Annotated in this window: 14 protein-coding genes and 2 pseudogenes; 10 read left to right on the top strand and 6 right to left on the bottom strand. The window is 68.9% G+C overall.

The annotated features are described in order from the left end of the window. Positions 1-273 precede the first annotated feature (273 nt). Positions 274-411, bottom strand: a complete 138-nt coding sequence (locus tag ACSHWO_RS00150) for a hypothetical protein (RefSeq protein ID WP_438309487.1) — start codon at positions 409-411, stop codon at positions 274-276. 301 nt (positions 412-712) lie between these two features. Here ACSHWO_RS00150 and ACSHWO_RS00145 point away from each other — a divergent pair, with 301 nt between their 5' ends. The 6 genes from ACSHWO_RS00145 (at position 713) to ACSHWO_RS00120 (ending at position 4,697) form a co-directional block, all read left to right on the top strand. Next, positions 713-937 (top strand): hypothetical protein, encoded by a 225-nt coding sequence (locus tag ACSHWO_RS00145; protein WP_438309486.1) that lies wholly within the window; start codon positions 713-715, stop codon positions 935-937. 45 nt (positions 938-982) lie between these two features. After that, on the top strand, positions 983-1,273 hold the full coding sequence (locus ACSHWO_RS00140) for a hypothetical protein (RefSeq protein ID WP_438309485.1): 291 nt from the start codon (positions 983-985) through the stop codon (positions 1,271-1,273). A 20-nt stretch (positions 1,274-1,293) separates the two neighbouring features. Then, a complete protein-coding gene (locus ACSHWO_RS00135; protein WP_438309484.1) occupies positions 1,294-1,635 on the top strand; it encodes a hypothetical protein in 342 nt (113 codons plus the stop codon). Between the two features lie 911 nt (positions 1,636-2,546). After that, complete coding sequence (locus tag ACSHWO_RS00130) at positions 2,547-2,720, top strand: hypothetical protein (RefSeq protein WP_438309483.1); 174 nt, start codon at positions 2,547-2,549, stop codon at positions 2,718-2,720. Between the two features lie 397 nt (positions 2,721-3,117). Then, a complete protein-coding gene (locus ACSHWO_RS00125; RefSeq protein ID WP_438309482.1) occupies positions 3,118-4,056 on the top strand; it encodes a MerR family transcriptional regulator in 939 nt (312 codons plus the stop codon). 74 nt (positions 4,057-4,130) lie between these two features. Then, a complete protein-coding gene (locus tag ACSHWO_RS00120; RefSeq protein WP_438318808.1) occupies positions 4,131-4,697 on the top strand; it encodes a GNAT family N-acetyltransferase in 567 nt (188 codons plus the stop codon). A gap of 72 nt (positions 4,698-4,769) precedes the next feature. On the opposite strand, the pseudogene ACSHWO_RS00115 reads toward ACSHWO_RS00120, so the two are convergent. Beyond that, positions 4,770-5,707: pseudogene (locus ACSHWO_RS00115) on the bottom strand (IS256 family transposase); the annotation flags it as partial. Positions 5,708-6,102: 395 nt separating this feature from the next. Between ACSHWO_RS00115 and ACSHWO_RS00110 the strand changes: the two are divergent. Beyond that, positions 6,103-7,392 carry a phospholipase D-like domain-containing protein gene (locus ACSHWO_RS00110; protein WP_438309481.1) on the top strand — a complete coding sequence of 430 codons (1,290 nt, stop codon included), beginning with the start codon at positions 6,103-6,105 and terminating at the stop codon, positions 7,390-7,392. 140 nt (positions 7,393-7,532) lie between these two features. Here the strand turns inward: ACSHWO_RS00110 and ACSHWO_RS00105 are convergent. Next, positions 7,533-8,132 (bottom strand): annotated as a pseudogene (locus ACSHWO_RS00105) (DUF5701 family protein). 163 nt (positions 8,133-8,295) lie between these two features. Then, a complete protein-coding gene (locus ACSHWO_RS00100; RefSeq protein ID WP_438309480.1) occupies positions 8,296-8,580 on the bottom strand; it encodes a hypothetical protein in 285 nt (94 codons plus the stop codon). Positions 8,581-8,695: 115 nt separating this feature from the next. Between ACSHWO_RS00100 and ACSHWO_RS00095 the strand changes: the two genes are divergently transcribed. The 3 genes from ACSHWO_RS00095 to ACSHWO_RS00085 all read left to right on the top strand — a co-directional run bounded on the left by ACSHWO_RS00095 (position 8,696) and on the right by ACSHWO_RS00085 (position 11,068). After that, on the top strand, positions 8,696-9,916 hold the full coding sequence (locus ACSHWO_RS00095; RefSeq protein ID WP_438309479.1) for a hypothetical protein: 1,221 nt from the start codon (positions 8,696-8,698) through the stop codon (positions 9,914-9,916). Positions 9,917-10,049: 133 nt separating this feature from the next. Beyond that, on the top strand, positions 10,050-10,259 hold the full coding sequence (locus tag ACSHWO_RS00090) for a hypothetical protein (protein ID WP_438309478.1): 210 nt from the start codon (positions 10,050-10,052) through the stop codon (positions 10,257-10,259). Positions 10,260-10,408: 149 nt separating this feature from the next. Next, positions 10,409-11,068 (top strand): hypothetical protein, encoded by a 660-nt coding sequence (locus ACSHWO_RS00085; RefSeq protein ID WP_438309477.1) that lies wholly within the window; start codon positions 10,409-10,411, stop codon positions 11,066-11,068. Between the two features lie 80 nt (positions 11,069-11,148). Here the strand turns inward: ACSHWO_RS00085 and ACSHWO_RS00080 are convergent, their stop codons facing one another. Continuing rightward, a complete protein-coding gene (locus ACSHWO_RS00080) occupies positions 11,149-13,449 on the bottom strand; it encodes a tyrosine-type recombinase/integrase (protein ID WP_438309476.1) in 2,301 nt (766 codons plus the stop codon). Positions 13,450-13,586: 137 nt separating this feature from the next. Further along, positions 13,587-14,843: a tyrosine-type recombinase/integrase gene (locus ACSHWO_RS00075; protein WP_438309475.1), complete on the bottom strand. Its 1,257-nt coding sequence runs from the start codon at positions 14,841-14,843 to the stop codon at positions 13,587-13,589. Between the last annotated feature and the right edge of the window lie 7 nt (positions 14,844-14,850).

Here is a 14,850-nt window from a genome sequence, read left to right as displayed (position 1 = left end):
CGTGCACCGGTTCACGAGGGAACCCGGTTCGGCCACCAGCTTGATTCCAGCGCGGCCCGGGCCCTGCGTAGCCCAGTCGGCACCGGGCTTGCCAGCCCCCTGTGGGAGCGAGACAGATGCCGGGCAGGCCTGAGCGGCTGGGCAAGCCTTACTGGGCGTTTCATCTTTGATTTGTGGGTCAGGTTCCACGCCAGATCGGCGTGTGTCTGCCGCCTACGCCGCGGTCCACGCGAATGGCCTCCCTCATGGACATCAGGTGGGGCCACAGTTCCTTCAGCTGGCGCCTGGCCAGCTCGATAGTGTCGTCTGCTGGGGAACGCCGCCATCGATACGACGCAGCAACCCGTAGAGAAGGCTGATCTTGTCGTTCACGATGCGGGCCTCGGCGAGGACAGCATCCGAGACCAGCATCTGCGCCTCGTCGTATTGCCCCCCGATGAGCGTTCACCGCCGTGGCTGCTCTCTCGCGGATCTCGTCCGTCAAGGTGCCGGCCGCCAGGGCTTGGACATAGTCAGCCAGCGCGTAACGGCAACTGCGCGCTCCGCCGTTGACACCGATGTAGCAGTTGCGAAGGTTGTCATGATGCTGACGCACGCCTTCCCAGCGCAACGTCTGACGGGCGGCGCGTTGGGCCAGGTATCCCGATGCCACGGTCTCGCCGAGACCTGCGATACCGACAACCAGAGTGGCCACCGCTGCATCCTGGTGGCGATGGACAAGCCCAGGAGCGGGCTGGCCTGGCTGGAGATACGCCGTGGCCAGCCGGGGAATGCCTCACAGCTGCTGCGTCGGCTCGGCCTCGGCGAGACCCCACTGACCCACGATGCCTTCCACGAGCTCCAGCTCTGGCGGGCTGCCGCTCACCTGGAAGAACTCCTGATGACGTGCGGAGTCCTTCCTGCGGCCGACAAGTACCTCTGTTCCTTCCAGCGCTGACTTCCCGGGCATCTGGCCGGCATCGCCGACCCCGAGCACGCCAAGATGATCAAGCTCTACGCGACCTGGCGCGTTCTCCCCCGGCTGCGGGCCCGCGCTGAGCGGAGCCACATCACACCGAGCATCCACCGGTTCGCCGCCGAGCAGATCAAGTACGCGACCACCTTCCTGCACTGGCTCGGCAAGCGGAACACCAACCTCGCGTCCAGCGGACAGCTCGACATCGACGCGTGGTGGGCCGAGAACACCGAACACGGCCGCACCTGCTTGCGAGCCTTCCACGACTGGGCCATGCAGACCGCCGCTGTCCAGGCTTCCTCTCCATTCCGGCCATGAAGGTCTCCAGGCGGGCCGCAATGAGCGACGACGAGCGCCTCAACGCCCTCGGCCGACTGCTGACCGACACGGAGACACCGATGAGGCTCCGACTCGCCGGAGTCATCGTGCTCCTCTACGCGCAGCCCGTGAGCCGCATCGTCCGACTCACCCTCGACGGCGTCATCCGCGACGGCGACACCGCGCTGCTACGGCTCGGGAAGTCACCCTCACCGATCCCCGAGCCGGTCGCCGCCCTGCTGCTGGAACACATCGCACACCGCGACAACATGAACACCGCCACCAACCCCGCGTCCCGATGCTCTTCCCCGGCCGCAGGGCCGGCCAGCCGTTCCGCCCCGGTCACTTGTCCGCTCTGCTGAACGAGATCGGGGTTCCGGCCGCAGCTGCCCGCGGCGCCGCCATCCGTCAGCAGCTCCTCGACATGCCCGCCCCCGTGGTCGCGGAAGCGCTCGGCTACCACCACAAGACCACCACCCGGCTCCACAACGAGACTGGCGGCACATGGAGCCGATACGCCCCAGGAGATCACGGAAGGTCACCAGCAGGCTGGACTCCTCGGGGACCTGGCGACAGTTGATTACGCGAGTCCACCAGTACCGAGGCCGAGGTCCTCGACGGCGACACCGTGCTGGACGACCTGGCCCCCCCAGGCCGAAGGCGACTCCGAGGACCTGGTGGCGCAGTTGCTCGCGCAGGCGCGGAACGGCACCGGTAGAGGAAGCCCAGCAAGATCAATCTCACCGGGATTTCCTGTACCTCAACTACTCACACCCGGACCCCTTGTCCACCTCTGCCACCGCCCGACCACCGCCGTGTTCCTCCTTGACCACGTCCGCTACCGGCACGGTCAGACAGCGGACAAAGGGGGGCCATGCACGCTGCTCCTTCGCCTCGACCGCCCCGGCCGGGGCAGCGAAGGAGACCAGACGAAGACGAGCACTCACCCGGGGGCCGGGTAGCGGCACTGCACGGGCCGGTCATACCGGAAGGCTTGCCCGAGGTGGGCAAGCCCAAGGGGACTCCCTGGGTGCCCCCTTCGAAGGCCCCTTGGAGACCCCCTTTGGTGCCCGGCACCCGAGGTTGGGGGAAAACCCCTTGTCAGGGCCGGAATCAGCGCGAAAACTGCGTCGTCACACCCCTCTTCTCTACTCCTGATGTCAGTAGTGGAGGAGATCATCGGGTTCCGCGGGGCCCGGACGCCGACGCAGACCAGGCGCGGCTGGCGCCCAGCCGGTGACCGGTCGCGAGCAACGAACGAGGGGCAGGGCTGATGGCGGGGCAGCGGAAGACAAACCCGGCAGGGTCGACCAACAGTTTCCGCGGCGACGTGCTGCGCGTGCTCGGAGTGCTGAAGGTCGCCACAGCCGATCAGATCCAGCGGATCGGCGCTCCGCACCTGACCTTCTGGCACGCCGACAAGCCGACCCTGTCGGCGTACACGTGAATGTGGCTCTGGCAAGATTTTCGTAGCCGAAGATCATCTCGGTGACACGGTCGAGCGGTGGGCGTAGCGGCGGCGGAGGTGGGCGATCAGGACGACGCGGTGGCGGAGGAGTGGGACGCCGGCGCGGCCGGCCATCAGTCGTTTCTGCAGCTTGACGTCTGTGGTCCGGCCTTCGTTGACACCTGAGTTGTATGGGGTGGTGATTCCCTGAGCGACGGCATGTCGGTCCTCGTGAAGGGCTCCGGCGAGGCCGACGAGCGGGGCCAGACCGCTGTTCGTGAGGTCGTTCAGCCAGCCCGGAAGGAAGAATTGTCAAGACTTGTGGATGCGGAGTGGTTGGCTGCTGGCAGGCATAGGGGCTTGAGTCTCCAGTAGGGGGAGACGCAAAGGTGGGGGCATGGACGGCGACACGCTCTACTCGATCGGCGAGCTCGCTCGGCGGACCGGTCTCACGGTCAAGACCATTCGGTTCTACTCCGATCGCGGAATCGTGGCGCCGACGGACCGCAGCCCGGCCGGCTACCGCCTCTACAACATCGACGCCGTCGCACGCCTGGAGCTCGTGCGGACCCTGCGCGAGCTGGGACTGGACCTTCCCACGATCCGCAAGGTCGTGGACCGCGAGCTCTCGCTTCCCGAGGTCGCCGCGGCGCACGCCGAAGCACTGGCAGTGCAGATCCGCGTCCTGCGTTTGCGGCGCGTGGTGCTGACGGCGGTGGCCGAGCGCGGGTCCACACCTGAGGAGACGGAACTCATGCACCGGTTGGCCCAGCTCTCCGAGGACGAACGCCGACGTCTGATCGGCGATTTCCTCGACGTCGTTTTCGGCGGTCTTGACGCCGCCCCCGCATTCGTGGGGGTCATGCGCTCGATGACCGCCGAGTTGCCCGACAACCCGGAGGCGGAGCAGGTCCAGGCATGGGTGGAGTTGGCCGAAATGTCCCTGGACCCGGATTTCCGCACCGTCGTGCGGCGGATGGCCGAGGACCAGGCAGCCGAGCAGGCCCGAAGCGACACGATGGGCCCGCGCCGCGACATCGCCGCAGTCGTCCGTGACCAGGCCGGCCCGGCCCTGACCGCCGGCATCGACCCGGCCTCGCCCCAGGCCGATCCGATCGTCGCGGCGTTCACGGCGCACTACGCGCACCTCCTCGGCCGCCCCGACGACGTCGAGCTTCGCCGCCGGCTGGCGACTCGGCTGGAGAGCGTGAACGACCCCCGCAGGGAGCGATACCTCCAGTTGCTCGCAGTGGTCAACGGCTGGCCGGCCCCGGAGAGTCTGGCGCCGGTGTTCGACTGGTCCGTCCAGGCTCTGCGCGTCCGGACACAGCAATGACGGGGTGGTCGCAAGGCGGCATAGGCCGGACGCGGCTGGCGTCGGGTGAAAACGCCGCCGCATATGATCGGTTGGTGAATGCCCCCGTCGTACTTCAGGTGGCCGCGACGCCGGCCTCTCCCGCTCTCGTTCTTCGCCCCTGGCGCATGGAGGACGTTCCCGCATTGGTCGAGGTGAGCCGGGATCCCGCAATGCGCCAGTGGGCGAGCTCTGTCGTGGACAACGATGCTGACGGGGCACGGTGGGTGCAGGCCCAGCAGCGGGGCTGGGCAGCGGGGGGCCGGTTCGGCTTCGCCGTCCTTGAGGCACAACCCGGTTCAGTTCGCGCACAGTTGGTGGGCAACGTGGTACTCAAGGAAGTCATCTCCGGCAAACCGGCGGCCGAGGTGGGCTACTGGACCGCGGCGCACGCTCGAGGGCGGGGAGTGGCCCCCCACGCTCTGGAAGCACTCACCAGCTGGGCCTTCGACACCTTCGAAGCCGACGGGCTGGAGCGTCTCGAACTCCTGCGCCAGGTGGACAACCTGGCATCGTGCCGGGTTGCGCAGAAGAGCCGGTACGACTTCGACAGCATCCTGCCCGCGGCGCCGCCCTCCTTCCCCCGCGATGGCCACCTGCACATACGGCGCACGAGTGCCTGAGATCCTCCCTGCTTCTGCGGATCGGCTGAGGCTGCTCACGCCGCGAGGGTCCCGGGGCGTTCGACGAGTTGCGCGTTCGAAGCGGGCCTCGGCACGGACCAGAGCGACGAGGTGTGGTGCGTTCACAGCCCGCCAGCGGGCCTGGGCGGACAGACCAGCTTGAAGACCATGGCCAGCCCGGCGGCCCGGCTGCCGGCACCCTTGGTCACCTTGGTCCGCAGCCGCACGGTGGCGAAGGTCGACTCGATGGGATTCGTGGTCCGCAGATGGACCCAGTGCTCGGCGGGGAAGTCGAAGAACGCCAGCAGCTCGTCCTCGTCGTCCGTGATCTTCTTGACCGCCTTGGGGTATTTCGCGTTGTACTGACGGGTGAACGCGGCGACGGCTTTGCGGGCCTGGTCCTTGGCCTCGGCGTTGTAGATGTCCTGGATCGCGCGCTTGGCCGCGGGCTGGGCCGACTTCGGCAGGGAATCGAGAACATTTGCGGTTTTGTGAACCCAGCATCTTTGCTCGCGGGTGTCGGGGAACACCTCGGCCAGGGTCTTCCAGAAGCCGAGCGCGCCGTCCCCGACGGCCAGCACCGGGGCGCGCATGCCCCGGCGGGCACAGTCGCGTAGCAGGCCCGCCCACGCCTCCGTCGACTCGCGATATCCGTCGGCCAGCGCGATCAGCTCCTTGGTGCCATCCGCCCGCACGCCCGTCACCACCAGCACGGCGGCCTTGGCCTCCTCCAGGCGTATGCGCAGGTGAATGCCGTCGGCCCACACGTACACGTAGTCCATGGCCGACAGATCGCGGTCCATGAAGGCGGCGTGGTCGGCCTGCCACTGGGCAGTCAGCCGCGTGACCGTGGCCGGCGAAAGCCCGGCCGAACTACCGAGGAACTGCTCCAGCGCAGGCACGAAGTCCCCAGACGACAACCCGTGCAGGTAGAGCAGTGGCAGCACCTCGCTGATCTTCGGGGACTTCCGGGCCCAAGGCGGCAGGATCGCCGAGGAGAACCGCCTACGTGGCGCGGGTCGTCCGCAGCCTCTGCGTTCGCCGGCCCATCTCGCCATGCCGGCCAACCGAGCCGGAAATCGCCTTGCCCACGGACAAGCCCCGGCGAAAACTGGCGGATCTGAACGGAACTCCGTTGGGGCGAGGGAGGAGGAACCGTGAGTGAGGTACCGCACGACCGCCGCCACACACGGCGCAGGCCGGCAGGACTGCAGCCCGACCCGGCCCACCGGCACAGCCGCCGCCGCATCATCACGCGAAACGTCACCGACCCTCCCAGACCGCGCCATCCATCTGACGACGTTCCGAACATGGCCGGTCTCCCGCACCAGGCGGATAGCCGCGCATCGGGTGGCGAGGCCGACCGGAAGCCCGGAGTCGACGAAGCCCCAGTCGAGGAAGGCCGATGAAGCCCCGATTACCACACAAGATCGCAAACATCGCCCTGGCCGCCATCTCGGTGGCAGCGCTCTCCCTGACCACCGTCCCGGCCACTGCCGCCACGCCCACCGCAACGAGCGACGCAGCCTCCGCAGCGATCCCCATATCCCCTGCCGAGGTACGCAACTACACCTGGTTCAACCAGAAGACCGACCGCGACCCGCACGCGGGAGTCGCCGAGCACGTGCGCCGGCTCATCGACGCGGCATCGCCCGGGGCAACGCTCTCCCTCACCATCTACTACTTCGACAGGCCGGAGATCGTCACCGCCCTCCGCGGTGCGGCGGCACGGGGAGTCCGCGTCCGCGTCGTCGTCGACGGCAACATGGTCCACCCCGGGAACACCTACTACGCGGCCCTCAAAGCGATCCCGTCCGCCACGATCGTGGAATGCGATCCGCGGCGCTCAGGCGGAAAGCCGGTCCGCGGCTGCATGAGCAACCGCATCGGCGACAAACCGCTCGCCGAGCGACCGGTCATGCACAACAAGTTCATGACCATCTCCCGCGTCCAACTGAAGGGAGGAGACACCGCGCGGAACGTGCTCTACGTCTCCTCGGCGAACCTCGACCACTACAAGGCCTACGAGAGCGCCCTCACCATCAGCCATGCGGGCCTGTACCAGGACTACCTCACGTACTTCAACGACCTCATGCGCCACGGCAGGGACCAAACGGTCGACAACGACTACGGGAGGACCTTCAGCGCGGGCGCACACCGCGTCTACACGTTCCCCCGCCAGGAAGACGGAGACCGGACGCCGACGAGTGCAAGCGACGATCCCGTCGTCGACATCCTGCGACGCGTCACCTGCGCCTCCTCCGGGCCGAAAACGCGCATCGACCTGGCGAACTTCAGGATCTCGAGGTCGGCCGTGGTGAAAGAACTGATCGAGACCGCACGCACCCGGGGATGCGAGGTCAGGGTCGTCACCGGTGACAGCTCCATGCCGGGGGTGCCGATCCTGGACAAGTTCATCAACGTCCGCCTCTGCGACCACTCACAACCCGGCCAGATCCCCGTGCACGAGAAGTTCTTCATCGTGCGTCAGGGAGCCCAGACCACCCTGTACGTGGGAAGCCAGAACCTCACATACCGAGGACTGCGACAGAACGACGAGGCCATTCTTGCGCTGCGAAACCACCCGGTGACCGCGGCGTACCAAAAGCGGTTCGAGTACCTCCACAACGAATGCCCCCAGGTGGAGCCCGGGCCGGGCGCAGCGCCCACCCCGAACCCCGACGGCGAAGAATAGAACCACCGCCCTCGCCGCACGACGCCGGGCAGGGCGGACGGACCGCCCTGCCCGAGCCCGGGCTCCCGCCGGTCTGTCGCCGGCACGCGCCTCGCCTGCGGTCCTCGGCGGCGCGAAACGAGCCATCCTCTCTGTGGAACCTAGTGCCTTCGGCCCGTGGCGGAGGCGAAACCAGCCAGGTGTGGCGGTTGCCCCACCAGCACCAGCCGACCTTCGGGGCGTTGCGCCGCTCCCTGCCGTCCCGCCCGGTCCCGTTGTGATCCAGATCGCCGAGGTACGGGCGTCCAGGGCACCGTTCGCCTTGCGCAGCCGGGGGCCGATGGTCATGAAGCAGCGGTTGCGCTCCAGGATCGCCGGGTGCTGGAGCACCCAGTGGATGCCCTCGGTGAGCAGCAGTGGGGTGCGGTCCTGCTCGGCGAGGGCCGGGAGCGCCTCCTCCGGGCTCCAGTTGGCCATGTGGTCGCCCCGATCGATGCCGGTGACGAGGTAGAGAGGGGCGTCGGGCAACTCCACGGTGTAGGGGCCGAAGCTGTCGACGGCGGGCATGTCGGTGACGACGAAGCCGGGCTTGCCGTCGTGCCGGAGCAGCGGTGCGAGGGCGGAGGCAGGGGCGCGGTCCGGGTGGACGGCGAGCAGGGCGTCGCTGTCCCGCGGCCGGCGTCCGCGGCGAAGGCGCGCAGCTCGTCGGCGGGTATCCCCGCGAGCTCGGGCACCCCGAGCCCGATCAGGCGTTCTGCCAGGGAGGCGAGCTCGAGGGGAGAGAGGTCACGGTGGGCGGCGCCGCGACAGACGAAGCACCCTCGCGGACTTCAAGGAGCCCCCGCACGAGGCAGGCAGTGCGGGCAGCCCACGGGGTCCCTTGCTCGCTGTGATCGGCACCTATCAGATTGTCAGTGCCGCGCCCTACCGTGAAAGCAGGGATCGCCAGCAGGGGAGGGGCATGCCGTGGCCAACATCGTCTGGCACACCAAGCTCAAGATGCTGCTTGACCTCAAGCAGGAAAACCTTGGGCAGGACACGATCGATGACCTGTGGGGCCATCTCTACAGGACGGACCGGATCCTGGCCCAACGCAACGTCCCTGTCTCCGAGCGGGAGCTGCAGTGCGGGGGCATCTGCAGGGAAGCTGGCGTAGTCGCCTGGATGTACCTGCGGCAGCAGGCCAACGGCCGCCGCGAAGCCGTTCATGAGCGTAAGGAAGACGAGGAGCGCCACAAGGCGCCGATGAGCGACGAGCACAAGGCTTTATCAGGAACGGATCCTGCGCGCGGCTGCGGAGGGCGGCTTCCATGGCGACTGCGAGGTGCGCACACCAGTCGGTCGCAGCTGGATCCAGACCGACACCCTGATCGAAGGCGAAGGCGAAGGCGGAAGGCGCATCGGCTGGGAAGTCCAGCTGTCCTCGGCCGGCGTCGACGGCCCTGGCAGTGTGAAGGCCCGGGCGACGAAGGCAGCGAAGCAGGGCATCACCCCGGCCTGGCCCACCGACCGCGAGGACTACGGGCGGCGTAGCGATACGCAGTGGACCAGGAGCAACAACCTGCCCGCACATGTCATCGCGAAGATCGGCGACCTCCGTGTGATCTCCGGCTACCGCGCCTTGGACTTCTGGCTCTGCGACCTGCGCGCCGTCTACCCGTGTCCGGACGGGGTTCGCAGGTGCGGCAAGCCACACGTCACGCCCATGCCGCGAGACGTGCTGTTCGACGATCTCGTGCGCCAGACGGCGGCCGGAACGATCGTGCCGGTCGAGTACCGCAGGGGCACCAGGATCGACAAGTTCTGGGTGACAGACGCGGACCGCGACCGCCTTGCCGAACTTCAGGAGGGCATCCTCCCGCTGCCTCCGGCCCGGGCAGACGCCACCGCCCCGAAGTCGAGCCCGAACCGGCCCACGTGCCGTCCCCCAGCAACCCTGGCTGATCCTGTCCCGGTCGAGGGGCCTGTAGCGACTGCGCCGATCCCGCAGCAGCGGGCTTTCGCACAGGCACCCCCTCCTGCGAAGCCCTTCGCGCAAGAGACGCAGCAGCTCAACCACACCGCGGTGGCAGTTGTGCCCTCGGTGTCGCCAGCCCCTGCCGAAGCCGGCATCGGGGAGCCGGAGCCCGAAAAGGTGACAGCCCAGAGCGTCGGCCTCCCTCCCGAAATCGAACAGGTTTACGATCGCGGCAGGACCACGACCGTATTCCCCGAGGACCTCCTCCAGCTCCAGGAACGCCTCCACCGCGCCCACGCCGAGCACCGCGCCTACCTGGCAGGGCTGCCCTGGAGCGTGGAACCCATGGCCGGCTGGACGCGGGGCGAGCGCTACTCCCATCGCGGTGACGTACCCGACAGCCCTGGCTGGAGCGACGAGCAGAAGCAGAGGGTCGACGAGATGCGGGCAGAGATCCTGGAACTGTCGATCGCCGTTGTGGACCACCCGCACTGGGCGACCGTTCCCCGTGAGGAAGTAGTGGCCGCCCGCATGCAGCTGAAGAGGCACGCCGCCCCATCAGACGACGCGGGAGCAGAGGCGGCGTAGCGCCGCTACTCCTTCCCAACGCACGCTGGGCAGAGAGTACGTACCGGACAACGCGCCGTCCCCGATTGAGCAGATGGACCCGACCGGACACGGCCTGAGTGCGGCCCCGAGCGTCGCCCGCGAGTCTGGAGCCATGGCCGAGTCCAGAGTGACCATCCATCCTCCCGACGACCAGGGACGCCGCCTGGTGACCTACCGGTGCGAGGAGCTCGGCCGTGCGACCAGCGAGCGGGACGTCCGGGAGTTCCTCTACCGGGCAGGCATGGCCGACGCCGAGGACGTCGACCTGACCGACGAGGCCCTCTTCGACTGGCAGGGCACCGGACCTGAGTCCTGGGCCTGAGCCGTGAAGGCCCTGTGGAACGGCGCGATCTCGTGCGGGCTGGTCAGTTCTCTGAACTACTGAGCCACGATCACCGTGCCCGACGGCACCGTCGAGGGGCGCTGGGGGCCACTGCTGGGAGTGCCGCTACGCCCCGATACTCTCCTCGGATGAGCGGCACCGCGAAGATCGTGGACATCCCTGAGTACGTGGACTTCGAGCTGGTCGCGGGTGAGCAACTCGCCCGCGAACCGGCATTTTGGCTTGCCCACCTGCTGGTGACGATGGGGGACCCCTCGGCCGATGCCGAAGAGTACGGTGTCGCGTCGTCGGCGTACGAGGTAATGCTGGATCGCCTCAGCGATGCCGAGCAGCCGTGGCCGGTGGTCCGCGTGCCTTTTGGCGGTGGACACACAGCCTTCGCCGTGTACGCCAACTTCGAGGACGAGAACACCGTCGAGTTCGCCGTACGCCACCCCTCATGGGATCGCCTCGGACATCTGGGGCAGTGCGGCCCTGAGTCGGCCGGCCCCGGACTGTCCTGGGCAGAGCTGACCGCCATCGCCGCGAGCGTGCCGGAGAGCACGTCGAACACCGGTGGCCTCGTCGATCAGGCACAGCGCCTGCTCCTCATGCTGCCCATGCTCGGAGACCCAGCCACACCGGAAGAGGCATGGGCTGTCGTGGCTCGGGCCCTCTCCCGCTGCGGAATACCAGAAGACGTGGCCCCCCGGTTCGCGCGGGAACTGCTCGGGACAGATACGGACGACCGGCGTGTGGAACCATTCTGGACGGTTGCCGTGGACAATCCGGTGCCCGTCTGCTTGTGACCTTGGTTGGACGTAGTCGCGAGCGCTCAATGTCGTTAGAGGACCCAGTACGAGAGTCGGCACTCTGTCCCGTTGCCTGGTCACCCTCGCCGTTCCGGTCTGGGTGTCGGCAGCCCCAACAGGACCGGCCCGCCGGATGTTGCTGAGTCGATCTGCCCGATCTTGGATTCGGCCCCGGCAAGACTTACGCGGAGCCCCTCAATCTCACCGAGCCACCCCTCCTGCTCGGCCTCGGCGATCCGGTCCAGCAGGTTGTCGCGGATCTCCACCAGCCGGCCGCGCTGGGCCGGATCCGGCCGTAGGAGGGAGCAGCGGACGCAGGCGTGTTCGTGGATGCAGGCGGTGCCGTAGGCGCGGGCGCAGGTGCCGACGGAGAGTTTGCGGCGTTCGAAGTGGCCGAGGAAGTCCTCCCACTCGGCGTCGGTGGGGGTGCGGTACTCCTGGGCAGGGCGCAGGGTACGGCGTCGGGTGATGAAGGCGCGGTGGGCTTCGATGGTCTCGGTGGGGTAGACGGCGTTGTAGCCCATGGTGGTGTTGATGTTGGCGTGGCCGGCGATGACCTGGGCGAGGTGGGGTGGCAGGCCGGTGCGGATGGCGTCGGTGATGAACATCCGGCGGAAGTCTTGCGGGGTGAAGACCAATGGGCGGCCGATGGAGTCGGTCAGCCGCATGAAGGCGACGGTCTCCTTGAGGATCTCCCGGATGGTCTGGGAGTGGATCACGGAGGGTTCTCCGCCGCGGTTGTACTGGAAGAGCAGGGGTGCGGGCGGGTCCCACTGGCGCTCTTCGCTGTCGTATCGAGTGACGAGGGGGATGAGGCCGGTCTTGGGGTCGCGGGCGCGGCGGATGATCGTGGCCAGGACGTCCGCGAGCCCGGGGCTCACCAGCAGGACCCGCTCGGCGTCGTTCTTGGAGGGGGCGATCTGCAGGAGGGGGACGATCTCGCCGGTGGTGGGCAGCCGGTACTGGATCATCGCGTGGTGGGTGGTCTCCAGCATCTCCTCGACGCGGGCGCCGGTGTGGCGCAGGAACTCGACCGTCGCCCAGGCCCAGAACGCCCGGTGCTCAGCGCGGTCGAGGTGCACGAGGCGGCCTTCCTCGTCGCGGGCAGCGGCGCCGGCTGGGTTCGCGCCCCGGATGTAGAGGGCGCCGTCGAGGGTGAAGCGGGCTCCGGGCGGGGTGGCGCGGGCGATCTCCAGCTGGGCCGCGCGCAGCCGGTGGTGGTCGGCAGCAGCCCGGGCGAAGGCCTCCAGAACCGGTAGGCGTTCGCGGGTGCGCTGGTCCATGCGGGCCTTGGTCCGGGTGACGCGCTTGCTGTTGGCGGTCTCGGCGACCTTGATCGGGCAGGGCGCCACCCACGGCCCCCAGCGTGTGGGTTCCTCGGTCGCCCAGCGGGCGATGTCCAGGTAGAAGGCGCGGACGTAGATGAAGACCATCGTGCGGTCGGCGCGTTCCACGACGGTCTCCTCGATGGAGCCGTCCGGGCGACGGCGTCGTTGGACGCGGGTGCGCAGGCGTTCCTTCCAGGCGGTGACGGCCTCGGCCGGCAGGCGGAGGGTGTCGATGCCGGGGTGGTGGCGTTCGATGTCGGACCAGAAGTTCCTGGTCAGGTGCCGGGCGAGGTTGTCGAGGGTGGAGTAGTCCAGGCGGGGACGGCGTTCTTCGAGGTAGTCGATCAGCAGGGTCCTGATCCCCGGGGAGGCGACGGGGTGGCGGTCGACGAGCTGGGTGCAGGTGAGCTGGCCGGTGACCTGCTCCAGGAACCGCAACGTGGTCGGGGCGTCGGCTGGCAGGTGTCCCAGCTCGCGCAGCCACGCGTAGTAGAGGGTGCCGCCGCTGCCCACGCCGTGAGTGCTCGCGCGGAGGCCGGCGTCGTATTCGAGCGCGTCGCCGACGGTGATGTCCGCCAGCCCGCCGCCCTTGGCCAGCATGATCCGGGTGAGCGCGCGGCGGGCCCGGCCCCCGCCCGGTGACGCCCACCGTTCGTCGCCGACCACCTCCCTCAGACGGGCGAAGCCCTCGGGGTCGCGGCACTCCTCGACCACGGTGCGCACGTGGGGGCTGTTGAGTTCCATCTGCCACGGCAGCGCTGGCCGGATCACGTCGGCGGCGGCCAGCATCAGCAGGCCAGCCTGGATGTTGGTCCCACGCACTGCGGCGGCGTCCACCCACGCCTCTGCCTCCCGCCGCCAGAGCTTCGGGCATCCGGCGGCCGGCGACGCCTCCCACCGCTCCTGCCAGCTCGCTCCCTCGAAGCCCGACAGCCAGGCCAACAGCGCGCGGGCCCCTGACCGCCGGTGCCACCGGGTGTGTGCCGTCTCCGCCCGGAAGGGAGGGCGCTCCAGCGCGGCGAGCACCTCGTCGGCCGGCGCATCCGTCATCGGCCACCGGTGCCCAGCCACCCGGGCCGGGAACCGGGACCGGGCCTGCTCCAGCAGCCCTCCGGACGCCCGTGGCGCCGGGGGCAGCTCGGACGGGCCCGTGGCAGCGGCCCCGGTGGTGTCGCGAACCCTCGCCCTCACCTGTTCCTCCCGAACAACTCCTCCAGCGAGTCCGGCCGGTAGCCGACCGCCGGGACCGCCACCACCTGGGCCTCACAGCTGGCCCGCTCGTGGTGGGCCCGCACGGCGTCGATGATCTCCTCCCGGCCTGCGGGCAGATAGATCTGGGTGGTGCTCAGGTGTGCGTGCCCCAAGACCCACTGCACGTCCGTCAGCGCCAGCTTCGGATCCCGCGCCATCCGGTATGCCGCCGTCCTGCGCAGGTCGTGCAACGCCCAGTTCGCCCCCAGCAACCGGTTGGCCCTCCCGAACATCGCCCGGGCAGCGTGGTAGGTCAGCGGGCGAAACGGCGGGCGCAGCGTCCACCACAGCCACCGCCCCGGCCCCCGCGGCACCCCCGCCCGCCACGCCTCCTCCTGATACAGGCGCAACCACACGAACGCGTCCGCCGCCGACGGCACCTGCTGATACGCCCGCGTCCCCTTCCGCACCACCCCCAGCAACTGCTCGCCCGGCAACGCATCCCGCTGCCGGCACGTCAGCAACTCCTCCGCTCGTACCCCGTTGGATACCCAGAACGCCAACAGCGCCCGGTCCCGGTGGTGACGCAGCGACGCGACCAACTCGTCGAATCGCGCGTCCGGGATCCGGCCGGGGACCCTCACCGGCACCGACGGCCGATACCGACCACCAGGCGCGGACCGGACCGGCCTGCCAGCACTCGCGGGCAGCCGACGACGCTCCCGGCGGGTAGGGAACGGGTTGATGATCGGACCGGTACCCGCTTCCAGGTGGAAGTCGTAGAACGACCGCAACACGGTCTCGCAGTGCGCCCGCGTCGTCGCCGCGAACATCGGCCCCGGCCCCGCCCGCCCCGTCACGGTGTTCGGCACCCCAGCCGATGAACCGACTCCGGCCCGCGCCGTGGCGCCGGCCGCCCGGCCGCGCCAGTGCGGCCTCACAGGCTTCGGCGCGATGGCCATCCAGCGGGCGAAGTCCCGCGCCTCCAGCCGGGTGGCCCGATGCCACTCCACCCCGACGGCATGCAGGAATCGCCACCACCGCAGCAGGTCCATCCCGTACGAGCGGATCGTCGACGGCGGTCGCGAACAAGCCTGCAACTCGGCGAAGAACGCGGAGACCGGCTCCACCACCACCCCACTAGCGTCCAGCAGCACGTAGGGCTGGGCCGGATTCGCCGCCTCCACCAAGGCGCCGGTCTGGGGTAGTACGAAGCTGATCAGATCCCGAGAGGGATCACCCGTCTCAAGCATGACCGAA

Source organism: Streptomyces pallidus (ex Mingjun et al. 2026) (genome assembly GCF_051550185.1).
Taxonomy (GTDB): domain Bacteria; phylum Actinomycetota; class Actinomycetes; order Streptomycetales; family Streptomycetaceae; genus Streptomyces.
This window is presented reverse-complemented; position numbering and strand designations above follow the sequence as displayed.